The following is a 23,314-nucleotide window of genomic DNA, read 5'->3' on the forward strand; positions in this document are numbered from 1 at the left end:
CCGAATGCCTGCTGAGGGCACGGCGCGGCCGCCACCCGGATCATCACGGCAGCGCACCGGGGTCGCGTCCGCGGGACCGCCATCTCACCGCCGGGGGCGTGTGACAACCGCAGCAATGTCAACTGCCTGAAACATTCGGTCGAATCCGGTTAACACGGCCTCCTTAGCGTCATGGCGATCCCGAACCGCCGAGGAGGTGCCCGTGCCGCAGGTCGACACCCACTGCCCGTACTGCGCTCTGCAGTGCGGGATGCGCCTCGACGGCGTGCGCGTCACGCCGCGGGACTTCCCGGTGAACGCCGGCGGCCTGTGCCAGAAGGGCTGGACCGCCGGCTCGCTGCTGACCTCGCCGCGGCGGCTGACCACCCCGATGATCCGGGTGGACGGCGCGCTCGAGCCCGTCAGCTGGGACTTCGCCCTCGACTTCGTCGCGCGGAAACTCGCCGGACTGAAGGAACAGCACGGGCCCGACGCCGTCGCGGTCTTCGGCGGCGGTGGGCTGACCAACGAGAAGGCCTACCTGCTCGGCAAGTTCGCCCGGGTCGCGCTCGGCACCTCGCAGATCGACTACAACGGCCGCTTCTGCATGTCCTCGGCCGCCGCGGCCGGGATCAAGGCGTTCGGCGCGGACCGCGGGATGCCGTTCCCCGTCACGGATCTCAAGAACGCCGACGTCGTGCTGCTCGCCGGAGCGAACCCGGCCGAGACCATGCCGCCGTTCACCCAGCACCTGCGCGGTGCCGACCTGATCGTCGTCGACCCGCGGCGCACCCCGACCGCGGAGCTCGCGAGCCTCCACCTCGCTCCCGCGCCGGGCACGGATCTCGCGCTGGCGCTCGGGATCCTGCACGCCGTCGTCGAAGGCGGCCACCTCGACCAGTCCTATGTGGATGACCGGACCGGCGGCTTCGAAGAGGCCTGGCGGATCGCCGCGAGCTGGTGGCCGGAACGCGCCGAGCGTGTCTGCGGCGTCTCGGCCGCCGACATGCGCCTCGCCGCCGCGAAGCTCGCCGGCGCCCGCAACGCCTACATCCTCACCGCCCGCGGCACCGAACAGCACGCCACCGGCACCGCGAACGTCGGCGGCTGGATCAACCTCGCGCTCTCCTTGGGGTTGCCGGGCCGGAACGGCTCCGGTTACGGCTGCCTCACCGGCCAGGGCAACGGCCAGGGCGGCCGCGAGCACGGTCAGAAGGCCGACCAGCTCCCCGGTTACCGCAAGCTCGACGACCCGGCCGCGCGCGAGTACGTCGCCGGTGTCTGGGGCGTCGAGCCGGACAGCCTGCCCGGGCCCGGCCGCTCGGCCAGCGAACTCCTCGAAGCGCTCGGCACCGACGATGGGCCGAAAGCGCTGATGGTGTTCGGCAGCAACGTCGTCGTCTCGGCACCGCGCTCGCAGCGTGTCCAAGATCGACTGTCGTCATTGGACTTCCTGGTCGTCGCGGACTTCGTGCTGTCGGAGACCGCTGCGCTCGCCGACGTCGTCCTCCCGGTCACCCAGTGGGCCGAGGAGGACGGCACGCTCACCAACCTCGAAGGCCGGGTCCTGCTGCGACGCAAGGCCATCGACCCGCCGGTCGGCGTCCGGTCCGATCTGGACGTCCTCAACGGACTCGCGAAGCGCATGGGACAGCCGGAAGAACGGTTCCCCGTCGACGCCGAGACGGTGTTCGAGGAGCTGCGGATCGCGTCCAAGGGCGGCATCGCCGACTACTCCGGCGTCAGCTACGACCGGCTGCGCGACGGCGAACCCCTGCACTGGCCGGTCCCGGCCGACGACCACCCCGGCACCCCGCGGATGTTCCTCGACGCCTTCGCCCACTCCGACGGCCGCGCGCGGTTCGTGCCGGTCGAGCACACCGGCCCGGCCGAACTGCCGGACGACGAGTTCCCCCTGCAAGCCACCACCGGCCGCGTGCTGCAGCACTACCAATCGGGCGCGCAGACGCGGCTGATCGGCGAGCTGAACGAGGTCGTCCCGGAGGTGTTCGTCGAGGTCCACCCGGACACCGCCAAGCGCGCCGGGCTCGAGGAAGGTGATCCCGCGAGGATCCGGTCCCGGCGCGGCGAGACCGTCGCGAAGGTGCGGTTCGTCCAGTCGCTGAAGCCCGATCTCGTGTTCGTGCCGTTCCACTTCCCCGGTGAGCAGCGCGCGAACCTGTTCACCAACCCGGCGCTCGACCCGGTCTCCCGGATGCCGGAGTTCAAGGTGTGTGCCGTTTCCCTGTCTACTGTGGATGGTGCCGCATGAGCCCCCGTGAAGTCGTGATCGTCGGGTACGGCATGGCCGGTGCCCGGCTGGCCGACGAGATCCGCCGTCGCGACCCGATCGCCGAACGCGTCCGGTTGACCGTGCTCGGCGCGGAGAAGCACGCGGCCTACAACCGGGTGCTGCTGTCGGCCGTCGTCGCCGGTGGGATGAGTGCCGAGAGCGTCCGCCTGCACGACGACGAATGGGCGTCGCGGCACAACATCGACCTGCGGCTCGGCGTCGACGTCACCCGCATCGACCGCGAGAAGCGCTGCGTCGAACTCGGCGACGGATCCACAGTGGACTATGACGCGCTCGTGCTGGCCACCGGCGCCAACCCGTGGATCCCGCCCGTCGAAGGCCTCGAAGCCGGGCCGGGTGTGGTCGCGTTCCGCAGCCTCGACGACTGCGCCAAGATTCTCGACGCCGCCCGCTACGGCGCGCCGGTGGCCGTGCTGGGCGGTGGCCTGCTCGGCCTCGAAGCCGCCCGCGGCCTGGCCGGGCGCGGCAACCAGGTGACCGTCGTGCACCCGCTCGGGCACGTCATGGAACGCCAGCTCGACGCGGCCGCCGGGCACGTGCTGGCCCGGCAGCTCACCGAGATGGGCGTGACGTTCCGGTTCGGCGCCACCGCCGCCCGCTACCTGCCCGGCGACGGTCTCAAGCTCGACGACGGCACGCTCGTCCCGGCCGACCTGGTCGTGGTCGCCGCCGGCGTCCGCGCCGAGACGAGCCTGGCCGTGGCCGCCGGTCTCGACGTCGACGGCGCCATCGTCGTGGACGACGTGCTGCGCACCAGCGACGGCCGCATCCACGCTCTCGGCGACTGCGCCCGCCACCCGGGCGCACCCGCCGGGTTGATCCAGCCGGCGTGGGAGCAGGCGTCGGTCCTCGCCGACGTCCTGACCGGCACGAACGCGGCCGCCCGCTACCGCGGCACCACGGCCGTCACCCGGCTCAAGGCGCGCGGCATCGACCTCGCCGCGCTCGGCGAAACGCAGCTCGACGCCGGTACCCCGGACGCCGAGGTGCTGACCTTCAACGACCCCACCGGCGGGCGCTACGGCAAGCTCGTCGTCCGCGAAAACCGCGTCACCGGGGCGATCCTGCTCGGCCTGCCCGACGCGGCCGCGACCATCACCCAGTTCCACGACCGCGGCACCCTGCTGCCCGACGACCGCCTCGCGGTCCTGCTGGGCCGCGCGCTGCCCACCGGCAGCGCCCCCGCCGCCAGCCCGGCCGACCTGCCCGCGACCGCGGTGATCTGCCGCTGCAACAACGTCACCAAGGGCCGGCTGGTCGAAGCCTGGAAGGCCGGGGCCACCGACACTCCCGCACTGGCGCGGGCCACGCGAGCGACGACGGGCTGCGGCGGGTGTTCCGACACCGTCGGCGGCATCGCCGGCTGGCTCGCGGCGCAATGACCGACCGACCCGTCGCAAGGAGAACTTCGTGACACACCAAGGAAAGCACTGGATCGAGCACTGGGAACCGGAGAACGAGGAGTTCTGGGAGGCGACCGGCAAAAAGGTCGCTCGCCGCAACCTCTGGTTCTCCGTGTTCGCCGAGCACATCGGCTTCTCCATCTGGACACTGTGGTCGGTCATCGTCCTGTTCATGGGCAAGGACTACGGCTTCGACGCCGCCGACAAGTTCCTGCTCGTCTCGACACCGACGCTGATCGGCGGCCTGATGCGGCTGCCCTACACCTTCGCCGTGGCGAAGTTCGGCGGTCGCAACTGGACGGTCGTGTCCGCCGTGCTGCTGCTGATCCCGACGGTCCTGGCCGCGGTCGTGCTGCACCCCGGCACGTCGCTCGGCACGTTCCTGCTGGTCGCGGCCCTCGGCGGGGTCGGCGGCGGCAACTTCGCGTCGTCGATGACGAACATCAACACGTTCTACCCGGAGAAGCACAAGGGCTGGGCGCTCGGCCTCAACGCCGGCGGTGGCAACCTCGGGGTCGCCGCGATCCAGCTGGTCGGGCTGCTGGTGATCGGCACGGCGGGCGCCACCGCGCCGCGGATCGTGCTCTTCGTCTACATCCCACTGATCGTGGTCGCCGCGCTCTGCGCGTACTTCTACATGGACAACCTCGCCACCGTGAAGGGCGACACCAAGGCGATGCGCGAGGTCGTCAAGGATCCGCACACGTGGGTGATGTCGTTCCTCTACGTCGGCACGTTCGGCTCGTTCATCGGCTACAGCTTCGCGTTCGGCCTGGTGCTGCAGAACCAGTTCGGCCGCACGCCGCTGCAGGCGGCCGCGGTGACGTTCCTCGGCCCGCTGCTCGGCTCGCTCTCGCGGCCGGCGGGCGGCTGGCTGGCCGACCGGATCGGCGGCGGCAAGATCACCTTCTTCGCGTTCGTCGGGATGGCGCTGGCGACGGTGGTGCTGATCCTCGCGTCGACGTCCAAGTCGCTGGCGCTGTTCACGGTCGCGTTCATCGTGCTGTTCGTGCTCACCGGCGTCGGCAACGGCTCGACGTACAAGATGATCCCGGCGATCTTCCGGGCGAAGGCCCGTACGGCGATCGCGAACGGCGCCGAAGAGGCGGCCGAGCTGCTCAAGGCGCGGCGGCTGTCGGGCGCGCTGATCGGCCTGGCCGGCGCGATCGGCGCCGAGGGCGGGCTGTTCATCAACCTCGCGTTCCGGCAGTCGTTCGCCGACGCGAAGAGCGGGGTGCCCGCCTTCATCGGGTTCCTGGCGTTCTACGGGCTGTGTTTCGCCGTCACCTGGGCGGTCTACCTGCGCAAGCCCGCCGAACAGCCCACGAGTGAGCGCGGTCTGGCGCTCGCGGGAGCGGAGGTCTGAGATGCCCACCCTGGTCGTCGCCGGACACGGCATGGTCGCCCACCGGCTCGTGGAGGCGGTGCGCGCGGAAGATCCACAAGGGACCTGGCACGTCGTCGTCCTGGCCGAGGAGCCGCGTCCGGCGTACGACCGGGTGGCGCTCACGTCCTATGTGGACACTTGGGACCCGGCGTCGCTCGCCCTGCCGGGCGCGGACTACGCGGCCGACCCGCACGTCGAACTCCGGCTCGGTGAGCTGGTGACGTCGGTCGACCGTGCCGCGAAGACGGTCACGACCGCCTCCGGGGCGGTGGTGTCGTACGACGCGCTCGTGCTGGCCACCGGCTCGCGGCCGTTCGTGCCGCCGGTGCCCGGGCACGACCTGCCCGGCTGCTTCGTCTACCGGACCATCGAGGACCTCGACGCGATCCGCGCGGCGGCCGTCGACAAGCCGGGACGCGGGCGCCGCTCGGCCGTCGTCATCGGCGGTGGCCTGCTCGGCCTGGAGGCCGCGAAGGCGCTGCGGGACATGGGACTTTCGCCGCACGTCGTCGAGATGGCGCCGCGGCTGATGCCGCTGCAGGTCGACGAGGGCGGCGGGTCGCTGCTGCGGCGGCTCATCACTTCGCTGGACGTCACCGTCCACACGGGAACGTCCACCGACGCCATCGAGGCCGACGGCTCGCGGCTGGTGGCCAAGCTGGGCAACGGCACCGAGCTGGACGTCGACCTCGTCGTGTTCTCGGCCGGCGTCCGGCCGCGCGACGACCTCGCCCGCCAGTCCGGTTTGGACGTCGGCTCGCGCGGCGGGGTGCTCACCGATGCGTCCTGCCGCACCAGTGATCCCTCGGTGTACGCGATCGGTGAATGCGCGGCCGTCGACGGCCGCGTGTACGGCATCGTGGCGCCCGGCTACGCGATGGCCGAGATCGTCGCCGCGCAGCTCACCGGCGGTTCCGGGGAGTTCCCGGAGCCGGACACGTCCACGAAGCTGAAGCTGATGGGTGTCGACGTCGCTTCCTTCGGCGATGCGCACGCGGCCACCGAGGGTGCGCTGGAAGTCGCGGTCAACGACGCGGTCGCCGGCACGTACAAGAAGCTCGTGGTCACCGACGACGGCAAGACGCTGCTCGGCGGCGTGCTCGTCGGCGACGCGACCGAATACAACACGTTGCGTGCGCTGGTCGGCCGTCCGCTGCCGGCCGAGCCGGGCGCGATCCTCGCCCCGGCCGGTGGCGGCGCGGCGGTCGGTGTCGACGCGCTGCCCGACGCGGCTCAGATCTGCTCGTGCAACGCGGTGTCGAAGGGTGCGATCACCCGCGCGATCCACGAAGACGGCTGCGACTCGGTGCCGAAGCTCAAGGCGTGCACCCGCGCCGGCACCGCGTGCGGCTCGTGCGTGCCGCTGCTCGGCAAGCTGCTGACGGCGTGCGGCGTCGAGCAGTCCAAGGCCGTGTGCGAGCACTTCCCGCAGTCGCGCGCGGAGCTGTTCGAGATCGTCCAGGCCACGCGCATCACGACGTTCAGCGAGCTGATCGGGCGCTACGGCTCGGGCAGCGGCTGCGCGGTCTGCAAGCCGGCCGTGGCGTCCATCCTGGCCACCCTCGGCAACGGGCACGTCCTCGCCGGCGAGCAGATGACGTTGCAGGACACCAACGACCGGTACCTGGCGAACCTGCAGCGCAACGGCACGTACTCGGTCGTCCCGCGGATCCCCGGCGGCGAGATCACACCGGAGAAGCTGATCGTGATCGGCCAGGTGGCCCAGGACTTCGGGCTGTACACCAAGATCACCGGCGGCCAGCGGATCGACCTGTTCGGAGCCACCGTGGACCAGCTGCCGCTGATCTGGCGGCGGCTCGTGGACGCCGGGTTCGAGTCCGGGCACGCGTACGGCAAGGCACTGCGCACGGTCAAGTCGTGCGTCGGGTCGACGTGGTGCCGCTACGGCGTGCAGGACAGCGTCGGGCTGGCGATCGAGCTGGAGCTGCGGTACCGCGGGCTGCGGTCGCCGCACAAGCTCAAGTCGGCCGTGTCGGGGTGCGCGCGGGAATGCGCGGAAGCGCGCGGCAAGGACTTCGGCATCATCGCCACCGAGAACGGCTGGAACCTCTACGTCGGCGGCAACGGCGGCACGACGCCCCGGCACGCCGAACTGCTGGTGTCCGATGTGGATACCGCGACGCTGATCCGCACGATCGACCGGTTCCTGATGTTCTACGTGCGCACCGCGGACCGGCTGCAGCGGACGGCGCCCTGGATCGAGGAGCTGGACGGCGGCCTCGACCACCTGCGCGCGGTGATCGTCGACGACTCGCTCGGCATCTGCGAAGACCTCGACGCGGCGATGGCCAAGCACGTCGACAACTACGCCGACGAGTGGAAGGGCGTCCTGGAGGACCCGGAGAAGCTGGCCCGGTTCACTTCGTTCGTCAACGCGCCGGGCACCCCCGACCCGGCGATCTCGTTCCGCTCGGAGCGAGAGCAGAAAGTCCCGGTCATGCTGGGTGTCCCGGAGGTGCGCCGATGACGACGTCCATCGAGAAGACCTGGACGGCGGTCTGCTCCGCCGGGGCGGTGCCGGAGTACGCGGGAGTCGCCGCGCTGCTCGACGGCGGCGTCCAGGTGGCGATCTTCCGGCTGCCGGGCGACCGGTGGTACGCACTGTCCAACTGGGACCCGTGCAGCGGCGCGGCGGTGCTCTCGCGTGGCATCGTCGGGGACGCGGGCGGCGTCCCGGTGGTCGCCTCGCCCGTCTACAAGGAACGGTTCGCGCTCGACAGTGGGCAGTGCCTGGACGCGGAGGACGTTGCGGTTCCGGTGTACGAGGTGCGCGTGCGAGAGGGCGTGGTCGAAGTGGAGGGCCCGTGATCCTGCCGCTGACCGGGTTCGTGGTCGGCATCACCGCGGCGCGCCGGGCGGACGAGCTCGGCGCGCTACTGGTGCGTAAGGGGGCGAGTGTCCGCTACGGCCCGGCGATCCGGATCGTGCCGTTGACCGACGACACGGAGCTGCACAACGCGACGGCGGCGCTGCTGGAGTCGCATGTGGACGCGGTGGTGGCGACGACCGGCATCGGCTTCCGCGGCTGGCTCGAGGCGGCCGAGGGGTGGGGCCTGGGCGACGCGCTGCTGTCGCGCCTTTCGTCGTCTTCACTGCTGGCGCGCGGCCCGAAGGTGACCGGCGCGATCCGGGCGGCGGGGCTTTCGGAGTCGTACTCACCGGCGTCGGAGAGCAACGCGGAGTTGTTGCAGCACTTGCTTTCCACGGACGTCTCGGGCATGCGGGTCGCGGTCCAGCTGCACGGCGAGCCGCTGCCGTACTTCGTGGACGCCCTGCGCGCGGCCGGGGCGGAGGTCATCGAGATCTCGGTGTACCGCTGGGTCGGCCCGGTGGATCCCGGCCCGGTGGACCGGCTGCTCGACGGGGTGCTGGAGGGGTCGATCCACGCGCTGCCGTTCACGAGCGCGCCGGCGGTGGCATCGCTGGTGGCGCTGGCCCGTCGGACCGGGCGGTTGCCGGGGTTGATCTCGGTGTTGTCGGGCCCGTGTGTCGCGGCGTGCGTCGGGCCGATCACGGCGGGTCCGCTGGCCGCGTTGGGGGTGCCGACGGTGCAGCCGCACCGGGCCCGGATCGGGGCGCTGGCCCGGACGGTGTCGGAGACGTTGCTGGCGCGCTCGCCACGGTTTTCGGCGGGCGGGCTGTCGATCGAGCTGCGCGGCCAGTCGGCGGTGGTGGACGGAGAGTGGCGTGAGGTGGCCCCGGCGCCGATGGCGTTGTTGCGGGCGTTGGCGGCTTCGCCGGGCCGGGTGGTGTCCCGGCGCGAGCTGATTTCGGCGTTGCCGGGGGGTGGGGAGGAGCACGCGGTGGAGACGGCGATCGGCCGGCTGCGGACTTCCCTGGGCGGCGGGAAGGTCGTGCAGACGGTGGTGAAGCGCGGCTACCGGCTGGCGGTGGACGCCTGAGTGGGGCGCTTGTTCCCGCTCACGACTCCGTCCAGGTGACCGTGTGCTTCTCGAACCCCCGCGCCTCGGCCACCCGGGCCGCCTCGGCGTCCGCCTCCTCGCGGATCCCCGGCCTCAGCGGGTCGAACGCCGTCACCGTGAACGCCAGCTTCGCGCCGCTGCCCTTCGTCCGCCACGTGCCCGCGATGTCGCCGTCCGCCAGCAGGACCCCGGGATTGCCCAGCATCTTCCAGACTTCCTTGCGCCGCGCGGGGTCCGGGACCAGCAGGGCCTTGTCCCGCGCCTGGATGAACGGATCCCACGGCGGCAGCAGCCGCACGACGTCCGGCTCCGGTGGGTTCTCCAACGCCGGCAAGGACGACGACGGCAGGTAGCGGACCTTGCCCTCGACCTTCACCGAGGCGAGGTCCGACGGCCACGTCTTGTCCACGACCGCCCGGGCCGTCCCGGCGAACTCCGCCGCATCACCCGCCGAAGCCGGGCCGTTCAGCCGCAGGTACGACTCGACGACCGAAGTCGCCGCCGCGACGTCCGGGGTGCGGCGCATCCGGCCGCGGCCCTCGAGGGGCGCCAGCGTCGCCGGGGTCGCGCCGGACACCAGGCGGACGCCCGCGTGCGGGGCCGCGATGCGCATCAGCTGCTCCTGGATGTGGGTCGCGTTGCAGCCGCGGCACCAGCGGGAGAACTCCGGCGGCAGTTTCTTCGTCACCGCCGTCGAGACCGCGCCCTTCGTCATCGGCTCCTTGACCACCGCGCGGATGGCCGTGGCCGCCGTGAAGACCACTTCGGACGCCGCCAGCCCGGTCGCCGCCAGGTCCTTGCGCTGCCACAGCATCCGGGCCAGCGCGTCCGCGTCGTCCAGGGGCACCAGCGCGCGCGTCACCTCGGCGACGTCCAGGTGGTAGTGCGGTGCGCCCCGCAACGTCCACGCGAGCACGAGCCGCGGGTCGTCCGCCGGGGACACCGGCTCGCCGAGCCGGGCCACGAGGGCGAGCAGCGCCGTGTCGCGCATGCTGTCCTGCAGCCCGGCCCGGACGACCGCGAGGTCCGTGACGTCTCGCGCGGTGCGGTGCAGCCCGTGCTCGGCGATGCGGTAGGCGAGTACCTGACGACGGTCCACGTGCGACTCCTAGAACGTGTACTCGAAGGTGTACCCCATCTTCTCCTCACCCATCGCGCCACCGACGGTGCCGTTCCCGGTGAGTCCCGCCAGCTCGCCGGTCCCCGAGCCCGGCACGACGCTGAACGTCGACGCGATGCCCTGGGCGTCGAACGTGAACTCGTGCTTCACGATGAACGTCCCTTCGCGACCGTCGACCTTGCCTGTGAAGCGCTCGAAGCTCGGCGACGTCGTCGTGCCGCTCTCGTAGCCTTCGCCCGCGTAGTACAGCAGGAGATCGCAGATCGATTCACCCTCGATGACGCCGTCGTAGGCCATCGAGGCGTGCGCGTAGGCGACCCGCGGGCCACCCTCGGTGCCGCTGACGACGTTCTCTTCCCAGTTCTTCATGGTGAATGCGTTCATGGGGACCACCCTGCCGGGCATACCTGTCAGCTTGTGTCAGGTATTTCTGCCAAACTGACATTCATGCGCGCCAGCCGCCTCCTGTCCGTCCTCCTGCTGCTGCAGAACCGCGGCCGGATGACGGCCGAAGAGCTGGCCGAGGAGCTCGAGGTCTCGGTCCGGACGGTCTACCGGGACATCGACGCGCTGTCGGCGTCCGGCGTCCCGGTGTACGCCGACCGCGGCCGGACCGGCGGATATCGCCTGGTCGACGGCTACCGCACCCGCCTCACCGGGATGACCGAGGAGGAGGCGCAGTCGCTGTCGCTGGCCGGGCTGCCGGTCGCCGCGGCCGAGCTGGGCCTCGGCACCGTCCTCGCCGCCGCCCAGCTCAAGCTGTACGCCGCGCTGCCGCAGGAGCTGCGCGACCGCGCCGGGCGCGTCGCCGAGCGGTTCTACCTGGACGTTCCCGGCTGGCACCGGGGCATCGAAAGCCTGCCGGTGCTGTCCGCGATCGCCGACGCCGTGTGGTCGTCGCACCGGATCCGGATCCGCTACGAGCGGTGGGGCCAGCGCGTCGTCGAGCGGGACGTCGAGCCGCTGGGCCTGATCCTCAAGGCGGGCAACTGGTACCTCGCCGGCCGCTGCGAGGGCACCGACCGGACCTACCGGATCTCGCGCGTGCTGGAGCTCACGGACCTGGAGGAGGAGTTCGAGCGGCCCGCCGGGTTCGACCTCGCGGCGTACTGGCAGGAGTGGTCCGAGCAGTTCGAACGCCGGATGTTCCCGCGCGTCGCCGTGGTGCGGCTGTCGCCGCGGGCGCAGGCTCTCGTACCGTTCTACGCAGGTTCCGTCGGCGCCCGCGCGATGCGGGAGTGCCCGAACGAGCCCGACGCGGACGGCTGGCTCACCGTGGAGCTGCCGGTGGAGCCGGGCGAACCGGCCATCGGCGAGCTGCTGCGGTTCGGGCCGCACCTGGAGGTCCTCGAGCCCGCGGACCTGCGGGCGGAGCTGGCCGAAGCGATCGAGCGGATGGGTGCGATCTATGGGTGAGCTGAGCGGGGTCGCCGTCGGCGTCACGGCCGAACGCCGGGCCGAGGAGTTCATCGGCGCCCTCGAACGCCACGGCGCCGACGTCCGGCACGCGCCCACGATCACCATTGTGCCCCTCGACGCCGACCCCGAGCTGCGCGCCGGTACCGAGGCGGTGCTGGCGGAGCCGGTCGGGTTCACCGTGGTCACGACGGGGGCGGGCTTCCGCGGATGGCTCGCCGCGGCCGAGGACTGGGGCCTGCGCGACCGGCTCGTCACGGCGCTGGGGGAGTCCCGGATCCACGCACGCGGCCCGAAGGCCGTCGGCGCGGTTCGCGGCGCCGGGCTGCGCGAGTCGTTTTCCGCCGCCTCGGAGTCCAACGCGGAACTCTTCGACGCCGTGGCGCGGGCCGGGATCGACGGCGCGCGGGTCGCCGTCCAGCTGCACGGCACTCCACTGCCGGAGCACACCGGGCCGTTGAAACGCGCCGGCGCTTCGCTGGTGGAGGTCCAGCCGTATCGCTGGTACTCCCCGCCGGACGTGACACCGGTGCACGACCTGATCGACGCGGCCGTGGCCGGCGAGCTGGGCGCGCTGGCGTTCACGAGCGCCCCGGCCGCGGCGAACTTCCTGACCCTGGCCCGCGACTACGGCCGGTACGACGAGCTGCTGACGACGTTGCGCGGCCCGCTGGTGTGCGCGTGCGTCGGCCCGGTGACGGCGGCACCCCTCGAAGAAGCCGGGGTGGCGACCCTCCAGCCGGACCGACAGCGGCTCGGTGCCCTGGTGAAGCTGCTGGTCACGACGCTCAGTGGCACCGGTGGGGCGCCGGAGAGCCGGTCGTAGCGCCGAGGTCGTCGTCGCGGCCGGCGGCGAGGCGTGGCCATTGGGCGATGGGCCGTCCACCCGGCCATTCCGCCAGCGGCGGCCACTCGGGCGCACCCGCGTCGGTCCGGACGTTCGTGCATTCCTGCGGCGTGCCCTCGGGGGAGTCCTCCCAGGACTCCTGGCGACCGAACGTCGTCAGGTCCATCAGCGCGTAGCTGTAGTCCATCGCTTCCACGCCCCGGCGTTTCGTCCAGTACGTCTCGAAGACGCGGTCGCCGTCGCGCAGGTAGCAGACCAGGTGGAACAGGCCGATCTCGCGCCCGACCAGGAGCGTCTCGAGGGACGGCTGCGCCGAGTACCAGGGCATCCGCCAGTCCATGAAAGCCCGGTAGCGCAGGCTTTCCGCGTACGACGTCCGCGCGTCGGCCGGCTCGACCGAGACGTTCCGGCCCTGCGAGAACACCGCGTACGTGATGTCCCGCGAGTGCAGGTTGGCCAGTTCGGCGACCTGGTTGGTGTAGAACGTGCAGCCCTCGCACTGCTCGGCCGCGGGACGGCCGGGGTTCCACATGAAGTAGTACGCGATGAGCTGACGGCGTTCCTCGAACGCGTCGAGCAGGGTGACCGGGCCGTCCGGGCCGAGCAGTTCGAGCGTCGCGTCGACCTCGACCACCGGCAGGCGGCGCCGGGCCGCGGCGATCGCGTCGCCTTCGCGGGTGTGGGCCTTTTCCCTGGTGCGCAAGCGATCCAGCTCGGCCTGGAACGTTTCGCGGTCGACGATGTCCATCACGGCTCCTTCAGCTTGACGGTGATCAGGACGGCGCTGGCGAGCGTCGCGGCCACGGCGACACCCAGCGCGAGAGGGGTGCCACCGAACACGGCGACGGCACCCAGGACCGGGATGCCGACGGTGATCCCCACCTGCTGGGTCATCGACGTCAGCCCGGTCGCCAGGCCTTGTTCTTCGTCGGGCAGCCCGGACGTCGCCGTCACGGTGAACGCCACGATCGCGGACACGTGCCCGAAGAACCCGATGAACAGGGCCGGGACCAGGATCAGCAGCGCCGTGCGGTCCGGGCCGAGGAACGCCAGGGGCAGCGTGGCCAGCGCCTGCACGACGAGCCCGGCGGCCAGGAGGACCCGGCTGCCGAAGCGGCCGATGGCCCGCCCGGCGAGCACGCCCGCGGCCACCGAGGCTAGGCCCGGCACCCCGAAGACGAGGCCGGTGACCAGCGGCGACAGGCCCAGGACCCGCTGCAGGTAGAGCGTGGTCAGGTAGATCACCGCGGGCTCCACGGCGAACAGGACCAGGCCGCCGAAGTTGCCCCACTTCACCGTGCGGCGGCCCAGGATCCGCGGTGGTACCAGCGGCGCGGGCGAGCGCCGCTCGACCACCGCGAACGCGACCAGCAGCACGACCGCTACGGCCGCGGCCACGAGACTCGACACGATGACCGCGTAGACGAGCGCCAGCAGGCCCCCGCTGACCGTCACCGCGCCCGGCAGGTCCGGCCGCGTCCGCCCGGGCCGCGTCGACTCCGGCACGACTCGCGAAGCGACCAGGATGGCGACGGCCACCGGGACGTTCATGAAGAACGCCGCGCGCCAGCTGAGCAGGCCGACGAGGGCACCGCCGACCAGGGCGCCGACGGTGAAGCCGCCGGAGAGCAGGGCGCCGTTGAGGCCCAGGACGCGGTCCCGTGCGGTGCCTTCGGCGAAGGTCGTGGTCAGCAGCGACAGCGCCGCGGGCAGCGTCATCGCGGTGGCGAAGCCCTGCAGCGCGCGGGCCGTCAGCAGCAGCTCGGGGTTCGTGGCGACGCCGCCCAGCAGCGACGCCGCGGCCAGCAGGGCCATGCCGGACCGGAACATCCGCCGGCGGCCGACCAGGTCCGCGAGGCGGCCGCACACCAGCGTGAAGCCGGCCGCGGGCAGCACGAACGCCGTGCTGACCCACGGCAACGACGTCAGGTCGAGCCCGACACCGGCGCCGACCTGCGGCAACGCGACGTTCAGGATCGAGAAGTCGATCGACAGGAGGAATCCGGCGCCGAGCAGCACGGCCAGGACGGCACGCTGTCTCGGCGTGAAACGGGCAGGGGGTAGCGCAACGAGAGTCATGGGGTTCTCCAGGGAGGGAGTCAGTCCTGCTCGGCGATGCGTTTGATCTTGGCCAGGCGGCGGTCCCAGTCGGCGGCGAGCGAGGTCATCCAGCGGGCCGTCGTGTCCAGAGCTTCCGGGCGCACGGCGTACCGGACCTCGCGGCCGACCTTCACGCTGTCGACCAGTCCGGCCGAGCCGAGGACGGTGAGGTGTTTGACGATCGCCTGCCGCGAGACCGGGAGGCCGCCGGCGAGGGTCGTCGCGGTGGCCTGGCCGTGGGCGGCGAGCAGGTCGAGCAGCTGACGGCGGGTCGGATCGGCCAGTGCGGCCAGGACACCGTCGACGACGTCGGAGGACATCACCCGGCACGCGCGGCGAGTGCGGCGAAGCACTGCTCCCAGCCCGCGGTGTGGTCCTTGACGACGTTGGCGCGGTTCTCGACGGAGGTCGGCAACCGGTCGAAGCCGCTCTCGACGACGCGCAGCCGGGTGCCGCCGCCCTCGGGGGTCAGGGTGAACTCGACGAGCGTCGAGTTGTCTTCGCGCAGCTCCTCGCCGGGGAACGCGCTCACCCAGCGGTACGCCAGGTAGGTCGGCGGAACGACCTTCTCGACGCGCAGCGGGAAGTCGCCGTGCTCCGAGTGCGTGACCACCAGGGTCTGGCCTTCTTCGGCCAGCGTGCCCTGGACGGCCTCGTCGTCCGTCGCCCAGAAGCCGGGTTCGGCCACCAGGGGCCAGACCTTCTCCGGTGCCGCGGCGATCAGCATCTCGCGTTCGATGATCATGGTCGAGCTCCTCTCATGTGCAACACCAGAGTTGCATATGAGAGTGTTTGGTGCAACCTCAGGGTTGCACTTCAGTCTTCGTCGGCCGGGACTTCGCCCGCTTCGGCCGCGCGGACCGCTTCTCTGCTTGCTGCTTCTTCGCTGACTCCTGCGCGCCAGTAGCCGGTGAAGCAGATCCGCCGCTTGTCGACCTCGCGCTCCCGCACGAGGTGTCGCCGCACCAGCTTCACGATGCCCGCTTCGCCCGACACCCACGCGTACGGCGCTTCGCCGGGGAAAGCCGCCGTACGCACCGCGTCCAGCAACGCCTCTCCCAGCGGGCGCGACCCGCGAAGCAGCCAGTGGACTTCGACGGCTCCGCGCGTCTCGAACGTCTGACGCTCTTCGCGCTCCGAGACCTCGATGTACGCCGAAGCACGCGCGCCTGCCGGGAGTCCCTCGATGATCGCGCCGATCGCGGGCAACGCCGTTTCGTCGCCGACCAGCAACTGCCAGTCGGTGGCGGCGGGCACGTCGTACAGGCCGTGCGGGCCGAGGAACGCCACGCGGTCGCCCGGGGTCACGCGCGACGCCCACGCCGAGGCCGGGCCGGTGTCGCCGTGCAGCACGAAGTCGACGTCGATCTCCGCCGACGCCGGCCGGTGCGCCCGCACCGTGTACGTGCGCATCGGCGGCCGGACGTCGTCGGGCATCGCGAGGTACGTGCGGTACCACGACATGACGTCGGAGCCGGTCTCCGGCAGTTCGGGCGCTTCCTGGCCGGGCTGCGGGAAGAAGACCTTGACGTACTGGTCGGGCGCCCCGGCCGCGACTTCGCGGAAGCTCGCCGCCTCGAACGTCACGCGCACCATGTGCGGCGTCACCGGCCGGACCACGGTCACCCGGGCCCGGTGGTACGTCAGGGCGGGTCGCTCCACCTGCGTCGTCATTAGGCTAGGCTAACCTAAAATTCAGGGTTCAGAACAGTCCTTCCTCGCCGGGATCTTCGTCACCGTCCGGCTTCCACCGGTACTTCCGCAGGTCGACGCGCTGGCCGTCGGCCAGCACGCCCTCCGCGCGCAGGCGCTCCAGCTGGTCGTGCACCAGGTGCGGCGCCGGCGTCCCGTTCGCGCGCAGGATCCGGTGCCACGGCAGGTCGTGCCCGTCCTCGGCCAGGATGGCGCCGACCATCCGCGGCGAGGGCGCGCCGGCGAGCGCCGCGATGTCGCCGTACGTCGCGACCGTGCCGGCCGGCACCGACTCGATGATTTCCCGCACGCGCTCGTGCAGAACGTCGTCCATGCCACCACTCTGCCGCACGGGTACGACACTTTTGGTAGCCGCCCGTCGCACGCTCCGGCACCTTCACCGAACGCACCGCCGTTAAGGCGTGCCGGTGCCACGCCGGTTACTCCGGTCGTGGTTCCATCGCTGGGTGAACGCGAGGCGAACGGCGCAGGCGGACGCGCGGCTGGTCCGCCCGCCGATCGCCGACGCACCCACGTTCACCTGGGACGAAGGCGCCCGGCGGGTGCTCTCCGCACCCGGGGGTTTCCGCCGCGTGCTCGGCGGTCCCGGCACCGGCAAGACGGCGCTGCTCGCGTCGGCCGCCACCCGCCGCATCGCCGAGGGCGCCGACCCCGAGAGCGTGCTGGTGCTCACGACGTCGCGCAAGGCCGCCGACGCACTGCGCGCCGACATCACGCGCCGCCTCACCTTCGACCCCGACCAGGCCCGGCCGCTGCCCCGGACCGTCCGCGAACCCCTCGTCCGCACGGTCCACTCGTACGCCTACTCGCTGCTGCGGCTGGAAGCGATGGCCGAGGAGCTCCCGGCGCCGCGGCTGCTCGCCGGCGCCGAGCAGGACGTCGTCGTCCGCGAACTGCTGGCCGGTGACCTCGACGAGGAAGCCGGGTACTGGCCCGAGCAGCTGCGGCCGGCGCTGATGGTGCCCGGGTTCGCCGAAGAGCTGCGCGACCTGCTGATGCGCGCCGCCGAGCGCGGGCTCGGCCCGGAGGACCTCGCCGAGCTGGGGCGCCGCCGCGGCCGCGAGGAGTGGATCGCCGCCGGGCAGTTCTGGGCGCAGTACGAAGAAGTCACGCAGCTGCAGGGCGCGGGCGGCAACGCGCTCGGCGTGGCGAGCGCGCCCGCGCTGGATGCCGCCGAGCTGGTCACCTCCGCGCTGCTCGCCCTGGAGGACGACGACGAGCTGCGCGAACGCGAGCGCACCCGCGTGCGGCACCTCTTCGTCGACGACGCCCACCACCTCGACCCGCTGCAGACCAGCCTGGTCCGGATGATCGGGCACACCGCGGCCGAGTTCGTCGTCGCCGGCGACCCCGACCAGAACGTGTTCTCCTTCCGTGGCGCGGACGCGAGCCTGTTCGCCGACGCCGACCCGGACGGCAGCCGGACCGTCACGCTCACGACGTCACACCGGCTTGCCCCAGCCGTCCGCTTGGCGGTGGCGAAGATCGGCGCGACGCTGCCCGGCGCTTCGTCGCACCGCAAGATCGTCCCGCCCGCGGGTGCTTCCGGGGGGAACGTGCGGGTCCGCGTGATGCCGACGCCGGCCGCCGAAGCCAGCTGGATCGCCGACCAGCTCCGCCGCGCGCACCTCGTCGACGGCGTGCCGTGGTCGGAGATCGCGGTGCTCGTCCGGTCGCCCGCGCGGACTTTCCTGGTGCTGCAACGCGCTTTGCGCGCGGCAGGCGTCCCGATCGGGTCGGCGACCGAGGAGCTGCCGCTGGCTCGCCAGCCCGCGGTGCGGCCGCTGCTGGCCGTGCTGAAGCTCGCGCCGTCGCCGGAGCTGCTCGACATCGACCTCGCCGAGATGCTGCTGTCGTCGTCGCTCGGCGGCGCGGATCCCTTGGCGCTGCGGCGGTTGCGCCGCGGTCTGCGCCGGCTCGAACTGGCCGGCGGCGGGCAGCGTTCGAGCGACGAACTGCTCGTGGAAGCGTTGCGCGGCGGGGACATCCTCGTCGGGCTGGCCGACGCCGAGGCCGAACCGGTGCGGCGTGTCGGCGGGCTGCTGCGCGTCACGCACCAGGCCGTGGCCCGTGGCGACGGCGTCGAGCAGGTCGTCTGGCAGCTGTGGCAGGAAAGTGGCTTGCAGGAGAAACTGCTGAAGCAGGTCGAACGTGGTGGATCGCTGGGCGCGCAGGCCGACCGCGACCTCGACGCGGTCGTCGCGCTGTTCGACGCGGCCGGCCGCTACGTCGACCGGTTGCCGCGCTCGAGTGTCGCGTCCTTCGCGGATTATCTGGGGGCGCAACAGATCGCGGGGGACACTCTCGCGCCGGCCGCGGTTCCGTCCGACGGTGTTTCGCTGCTCACCGCGCACGCCGCCGCCGGTCGCGAGTGGACGGTCGTGGCCGTCGCGGGCGTCCAGGAGGGCGCGTGGCCGGACCTGCGGCTGCGCGGATCCGTGCTGGGCGTGGAACGGCTGAAGGACCTGATGTCCGGTGTGGACGACGACGCCGTCTCCCAGACCGCGCCGATCCTCGCCGAGGAACGGCGGCTGTTCTACCTCGCGATGAGCCGGGCGAAGCAGACGCTGCTGGTCACCGCGGTGTCCGGAGAGGACGAACAGCCGTCGCGGTTCCTCGACGACCTCGAGGAAAACGGCGCGGATGACGGTGGGCTCGACTCGCGGATGAAGCCGCCCGGCCGGTCGCTGGTGCTGGCCGAGCTGGTGGGGGAGCTGCGCGAGGTCGTCTGCGACGACAAGGCCGAGCCGGCGCGCCGGCGTCGTGCTGCCAAGCAGCTCGCGCGGCTGGCCGAGGCGAAGGTGCCGGGCGCACACCCTTCGACGTGGTACGGGCTGCTTCCGGCGTCCACCGACGAACCGGTGCACCGGCCGGGTGACCTGATCCGGATCTCACCGTCCACAGTGGAAATCCTGACGAAGTGCCCGCTGCGCTGGATGATCGAGCGGCACGGCGGCAGCGACCCGGCGCAGCTGGCCGCGGTGACCGGGACTTTGGTGCACGGGCTGGCGGAGTCCGTCGCGTCCGGCAAGACGGACGCGGAGCTGCAGGCCGCGTTGGACGAGGCCTGGGTGCGCGTCGACGCGGGGGCGCCGTGGTTCTCGCGGCGTGAGCGGCGACGGGTCGAGCAGATGCTGCAGAACTTCGTGACGTGGCTGGAACGCAGCCGGGCCGAGCTGAAGGCGGCGGGCGTCGAGCAGGACATCGAGGTCGAGCTGCCGGCCGGTGGCGCCGACGAGGTCCGGGTGCTGCTGCGCGGGCGCGTCGACCGGGTCGAGCTGGACTCCGAGGGGCGTCCGGTGATCGTCGACATCAAGACGGGCAAGGTCCCGGTGTCCGGCAAGGACGCCGAGGAGCACCCGCAGTTGGCGGCTTATCAGCTGGCGGTGCTCTTGGGCGCAATCAAGGGCAGCAACGAGCCCGGCGGCGCGCGGCTGGTGTACGTGGCGAAGGCGAACAACAAGACGGGCTCGACGGAGCGGTCCCAGCCGCCGCTCGACGAGGTGGGCGGCAAGCAGTGGCTGGAGCTGGTCCGCGATGCGGCGGCCTCGGCGGCGGGGCCGGACTACCAGGCGCAGGAGAACCCGGACTGCGACCGGTGTCCCGCGCGCGGGTGCTGCCCGCTGCGGCCCGAGGGCAGGCAGGTGCCGGGCCCGTGACCGAGCTGACCCCCGCGGCGGTCGGTCGGGGCCGCTGCCCTGATGTCTTGAATGACTCATTCAGGACCTCCGAAGACCTGAATGAGTCATTCAAGACACCGCCAGGCCGTCGTGAGGTGTCCGCGTGAGTCCGCTCGTCATCGCCAATCCCGTCGAGCCCGCCGAACTCGCCGATGCTCTCGGGCTGCACCGGCCCACGCCCGAGCAGGCCACCGTCATCGCCGCGCCGGTCGAACCTTCGCTCGTCGTCGCCGGGGCCGGGGCCGGGAAGACCGAAACCATGGCCGCGCGGGTCGTCTGGCTCGTCGCCAACGGGATCGTCAGCCCCGATCGCGTCCTCGGCCTCACCTTCACCCGCAAGGCCGCGCGCCAGCTCGGGGAACGCGTGCGCGCGCGGCTGCGGCGGCTGGCCGGATCCGGGTTGCTCGACCGGCTCGATCCCTCTGGTGGCCTGCGGTCCACTGTGGTCGCCGGTGAGCCGACCGTCCTCACCTACCACGCCTACGCCGGGCGCCTGCTCTCCGAACACGGCCTGCGCCTGCCCGTCCAGCCCGGCGTCCGGCTGCTCTCCGAAACGTCGTCGTGGCAGATCGCGCACCGCGTCGTGTCCACTTGGGACAACGAGCTGGACACCGACCGCGTCCCGCCGACCGTCACCGCCGATGTGCTCCAGCTCGCCGGTGAGCTGGGCGAGCACCTCGTCTCCACCGAGCAGCTCGCCGAATACACGACGTGGATGTGCCGCGTCATCGAGAACGCACCGCGTGCCAAGGGACAGCGGGCCGCGCTGCCGCAGAAACTCACGGAAATCATGGCGGCGCAGCACTTCCGGCTCGCGCTTCTGCCGCTCGTCGAGGAGTACCACCGCCGCAAGCGCAACGAAGGCGCGCTCGACTTCGCCGACCAGATGTCGCTCGCCGCCCAGCTGGCGAGCAACTACCCGTCGGTCGTGCGCGGCGAGCGTGAGCGCTTCGGAGCCGTGCTGCTCGACGAGTACCAGGACACCGGGCACGCCCAGCGCGTCCTGCTGCGCGCGCTGTTCGGCGGCGTCGAGAACCAGCCGATGCCGGTCACCGCCGTCGGCGACCCGGCCCAGGCGATCTACGGTTGGCGCGGCGCCAGCGCGGCCAACCTGCCCCGCTTCACGACGGACTTTCCCCGCCACGACGGCGAACGCCTGGTGCCCGCGCACGATTTCGGCCTGCTGACCAGCTTCCGCAACCCGCCGGAGATCCTCGACCTCGCCAACGCCATCGCCGAACCGCTGCGGGCGCGCGGCCTCGGCGTCGAACGGCTCCGGGCGCGCGAAGGCGCCGGGCCCGCGGACATCGCGTGCGCGCTGCTGCCGGACATCCGCGCCGAACGCGACTGGGTGGCCGACGCCCTCGCCCGGCGCTGGCACGCCACCCAGGAGCAGACCGGCAAGCCGCCGACCGCCGCCGTGCTCGTGCGGCGCCGCGCCGACATGGCCCCGATCGCCGCCGAACTGCGGGCACGCGGACTGCCCGTCGAGGTCGTCGGGCTGGGCGGACTGCTCGACGAACCCGAGGTCGCGGACCTCGTCTCGACGCTCAAGGTGCTCGCCGATCCGCTGTCGGGCAGCGCGGCGGCCCGGCTGCTGACCGGCGCGCGCTGGCGGCTCGCGGCCGCCGACGTCGCCGCGCTGTGGCGGCGCGCGGGGGAGCTGTCGAGCCCGGAGAAACCGGACGCGCCCGAACTGGTCGTCGAGCGCGTCGAGCAGGCCGGGCTGATCGACGCCATCGACGAACCCGGCTCGCCGGAGCGGTATTCCGAAGAGGGCTACAAGCGCATCCGCCGCGTCGGCTGGGAGCTGTCGGCGTTGCGACGGCGGCTCGACCAGTCGCTGCCGGAGCTGGTCGCCGACGTCGAACGCACGATGCTCCTGGACGTGGAGTCGTTGGCGCGTCCGGGATCCGCAGGGCGCGCGCACCTGGACGCGTTCGCCGAAGTCGTCACCGACTACGCCGAGACGGCGCCGACGGCGACCCTGCTGTCCTTTGTGGACTACCTGAACACCGCCGCGCACGCCGAAGACGGGCTCACCCCCGGCGAGGTCGAGGTCGTGCCGGACCGCGTCCAGGTGCTCACCGTGCACTCGGCGAAGGGGCTCGAGTGGGAGGTCGTCGCCGTCCCGCACCTGGTGCAGGACGTCTTCCCGGGCCGACGGCGGTCGTCGTCGTGGCTGCGGACCGCGACGTCGCTGCCCGCCGCGTTGCGCGGTGACTCGCAGGACCTGCCGGAGCTGCGGATCGCCGACGGCTACGACCGCAAGGAAGTCCAAGAAGGACTGGAACTGCACGAAGCCGGGTTCGTCGAGCGGGAGCAGTCGGAGGAACGGCGGCTCTGCTACGTCGCGCTGACGCGGTCCGAGCACGCGCTGATCGTGTCCGGGCACTGGTGGAACGAGAGCAGCAGCCGGTTCAAGGGGCCGTCGGAATTCCTGACCGAGATCGGCGACGTCCTGCGCGAGACCGGCGTTGGGCAGCTCGCCGAGTGGGCGCCGGAGCCGTCCGCGGACGACGAGAACCCGCTGGTGTCGGACACTCGGACGGCGCGCTGGCCCGTCGACCCGCTGGCCGACCGCCGCACCGGCGTGCAGACCGGGGTGGAGCTGGTGTCCGAGGCACTGTCCGCTGTGGACTCGCCGGAGGAGTCCGAAGAGGACGATCCGGACGGCTGGCTGACCGACACCGACGTCCTGCTCGAAGAGTGGGCGCGCAAGGACGACCGGGTCAGGCGGGTTCCGTTGCCGTCGCGGCTCTCGGTGAGCCAGCTGGTCGCGCTCGCCGAGGACAGCGGCCGGCTCGCGGCGGACCTGAGCCGTCCGCTTCCGATGGAGCCCAACAGTTTCGCCCGTCGCGGCACGGAGTTCCACGGCTGGCTGGAGCGCCGGTTCTCGGGCGACCAGCTCATCGAGATCGACGACCTCCCGGGCGCGGCCGACTTCGGTGAAGCGCCCGACGCGGACTTCGAAGAGCTGCGGACGGAGTTCGAGAAGAGCGAGTGGGCTTCCCGCGTACCGCACGCGGTGGAGATCTCGTTTTCGGCGGACGTCGAGGGCATCACCCTGCGCGGCCGCATGGACGCGGTCTTCCGGCACCCCGACGGGTACTGGGAGGTGGTGGACTGGAAGACGGGCGCGGTCCCGCCGGAGTCCCGGCAGCCGGTGCTGGCGGTCCAGCTGGCGGCGTACCGGATGGCCTGGGCGGCGCTGAAGAACGTCCCGGTGGAGCAGGTCCGCGCGGCATTCCACTACGTCCGCGCGAACCGCACGATCCGCCCGGCCGACCTCCTGGACCCGGAAGGCCTCCGCAAGCTCCTCCGCGACATCCCCGAGGCGTGATCAGACCCGGAACCCGCGTGATCGGGCACGTAACTCGCGTGTTCAGACCCGTAACTCGCGAGTTCCGG

General features: G+C 72.0%; 18 protein-coding genes. 10 read left to right on the plus strand and 8 right to left on the minus strand.

Annotated elements, in window-relative coordinates:
* Nucleotides 1–202: 202 nt before the first annotated feature.
* Genes QQ657_RS39470 through QQ657_RS39495 form a run of 6 tightly spaced genes read left to right on the plus strand, consistent with a single transcriptional unit; the run spans nt 203 to nt 9,006 of the window.
* A complete protein-coding gene (locus QQ657_RS39470; protein WP_284747456.1) occupies nt 203–2,251 on the plus strand; it encodes a molybdopterin oxidoreductase family protein in 2,049 nt (682 codons plus the stop codon).
* Entirely contained in the window at nt 2,248–3,675 is a 1,428-nt protein-coding gene (locus QQ657_RS39475; RefSeq protein ID WP_284747457.1) for an FAD-dependent oxidoreductase, read from the plus strand. The genes QQ657_RS39470 and QQ657_RS39475 overlap by 4 nt, the downstream gene beginning before the upstream one ends.
* A 28-nt stretch (nt 3,676–3,703) precedes the next feature.
* Nucleotides 3,704–5,062 carry a nitrate/nitrite transporter gene (locus QQ657_RS39480; protein WP_284747458.1) on the plus strand — a complete coding sequence of 453 codons (1,359 nt, stop codon included), beginning with the start codon at nt 3,704–3,706 and terminating at the stop codon, nt 5,060–5,062.
* A 1-nt stretch (nt 5,063) separates the two neighbouring features.
* Nucleotides 5,064–7,571, plus strand: a complete 2,508-nt coding sequence (gene nirB / locus QQ657_RS39485) for a nitrite reductase large subunit NirB (RefSeq protein ID WP_284747459.1) — start codon at nt 5,064–5,066, stop codon at nt 7,569–7,571.
* Nucleotides 7,568–7,912 carry a nitrite reductase small subunit NirD gene (gene nirD / locus QQ657_RS39490; protein ID WP_284747460.1) on the plus strand — a complete coding sequence of 115 codons (345 nt, stop codon included), beginning with the start codon at nt 7,568–7,570 and terminating at the stop codon, nt 7,910–7,912. The genes nirB and nirD overlap by 4 nt, the downstream gene beginning before the upstream one ends.
* The gene (locus QQ657_RS39495; RefSeq protein WP_284747461.1) at nt 7,909–9,006 is read left to right on the plus strand and encodes a uroporphyrinogen-III synthase; all 1,098 of its coding nucleotides are present in this window, start codon (nt 7,909–7,911) and stop codon (nt 9,004–9,006) included. The genes nirD and QQ657_RS39495 overlap by 4 nt, the downstream gene beginning before the upstream one ends.
* Nucleotides 9,007–9,025: 19 nt before the next feature.
* On the opposite strand, the gene QQ657_RS39500 is transcribed toward QQ657_RS39495, so the two are convergent.
* Complete coding sequence (locus QQ657_RS39500; protein WP_284747462.1) at nt 9,026–10,126, minus strand: DNA glycosylase AlkZ-like family protein; 1,101 nt, start codon at nt 10,124–10,126, stop codon at nt 9,026–9,028.
* A gap of 9 nt (nt 10,127–10,135) precedes the next feature.
* Nucleotides 10,136–10,531, minus strand: coding sequence for a DUF3224 domain-containing protein (locus QQ657_RS39505; protein ID WP_284747463.1), 396 nt, complete (start codon nt 10,529–10,531; stop codon nt 10,136–10,138).
* Nucleotides 10,532–10,594: 63 nt separating this feature from the next.
* Here QQ657_RS39505 and QQ657_RS39510 point away from each other — a divergent pair, with 63 nt between their 5' ends.
* Nucleotides 10,595–11,563, plus strand: coding sequence for a helix-turn-helix transcriptional regulator (locus tag QQ657_RS39510; RefSeq protein WP_284747464.1), 969 nt, complete (start codon nt 10,595–10,597; stop codon nt 11,561–11,563).
* Nucleotides 11,556–12,389, plus strand: coding sequence for a uroporphyrinogen-III synthase (locus QQ657_RS39515; protein ID WP_284747465.1), 834 nt, complete (start codon nt 11,556–11,558; stop codon nt 12,387–12,389). Before QQ657_RS39510 ends, QQ657_RS39515 begins: the two co-directional genes overlap by 8 nt.
* On the opposite strand, the gene QQ657_RS39520 is transcribed toward QQ657_RS39515, so the two are convergent.
* The 6 genes from QQ657_RS39520 to QQ657_RS39545 form a co-directional block, all read right to left on the minus strand.
* Nucleotides 12,352–13,158: a DUF899 family protein gene (locus QQ657_RS39520; RefSeq protein WP_284747466.1), complete on the minus strand. Its 807-nt coding sequence runs from the start codon at nt 13,156–13,158 to the stop codon at nt 12,352–12,354. The genes QQ657_RS39515 and QQ657_RS39520 overlap by 38 nt on opposite strands.
* Complete coding sequence (locus QQ657_RS39525) at nt 13,158–14,489, minus strand: MFS transporter (RefSeq protein ID WP_284747467.1); 1,332 nt, start codon at nt 14,487–14,489, stop codon at nt 13,158–13,160. The genes QQ657_RS39520 and QQ657_RS39525 overlap by 1 nt, the downstream gene beginning before the upstream one ends.
* A 20-nt stretch (nt 14,490–14,509) precedes the next feature.
* Nucleotides 14,510–14,830 (minus strand): ArsR/SmtB family transcription factor, encoded by a 321-nt coding sequence (locus tag QQ657_RS39530; RefSeq protein ID WP_284747468.1) that lies wholly within the window; start codon nt 14,828–14,830, stop codon nt 14,510–14,512.
* The gene (locus tag QQ657_RS39535; protein ID WP_284747469.1) at nt 14,830–15,255 is read right to left on the minus strand and encodes an SRPBCC domain-containing protein; all 426 of its coding nucleotides are present in this window, start codon (nt 15,253–15,255) and stop codon (nt 14,830–14,832) included. The genes QQ657_RS39530 and QQ657_RS39535 overlap by 1 nt, the downstream gene beginning before the upstream one ends.
* A 71-nt stretch (nt 15,256–15,326) precedes the next feature.
* On the minus strand, nt 15,327–16,184 hold the full coding sequence (locus QQ657_RS39540) for a siderophore-interacting protein (protein ID WP_284747470.1): 858 nt from the start codon (nt 16,182–16,184) through the stop codon (nt 15,327–15,329).
* Between the two features lie 28 nt (nt 16,185–16,212).
* Nucleotides 16,213–16,536 (minus strand): MGMT family protein, encoded by a 324-nt coding sequence (locus QQ657_RS39545; protein WP_257923117.1) that lies wholly within the window; start codon nt 16,534–16,536, stop codon nt 16,213–16,215.
* 133 nt (nt 16,537–16,669) lie between these two features.
* Here QQ657_RS39545 and QQ657_RS39550 point away from each other — a divergent pair, with 133 nt between their 5' ends.
* Both QQ657_RS39550 and QQ657_RS39555 read left to right on the plus strand, forming a co-directional pair.
* A complete protein-coding gene (locus QQ657_RS39550) occupies nt 16,670–19,882 on the plus strand; it encodes an ATP-dependent helicase (protein WP_284747471.1) in 3,213 nt (1,070 codons plus the stop codon).
* Between the two features lie 124 nt (nt 19,883–20,006).
* Nucleotides 20,007–23,246, plus strand: a complete 3,240-nt coding sequence (locus QQ657_RS39555; RefSeq protein WP_284747472.1) for an ATP-dependent helicase — start codon at nt 20,007–20,009, stop codon at nt 23,244–23,246.
* The last annotated feature ends 68 nt before the right edge of the window (nt 23,247–23,314 follow it).

This window comes from Amycolatopsis ponsaeliensis (genome assembly GCF_030182635.1).
GTDB lineage: Bacteria > Actinomycetota > Actinomycetes > Mycobacteriales > Pseudonocardiaceae > Amycolatopsis > Amycolatopsis ponsaeliensis.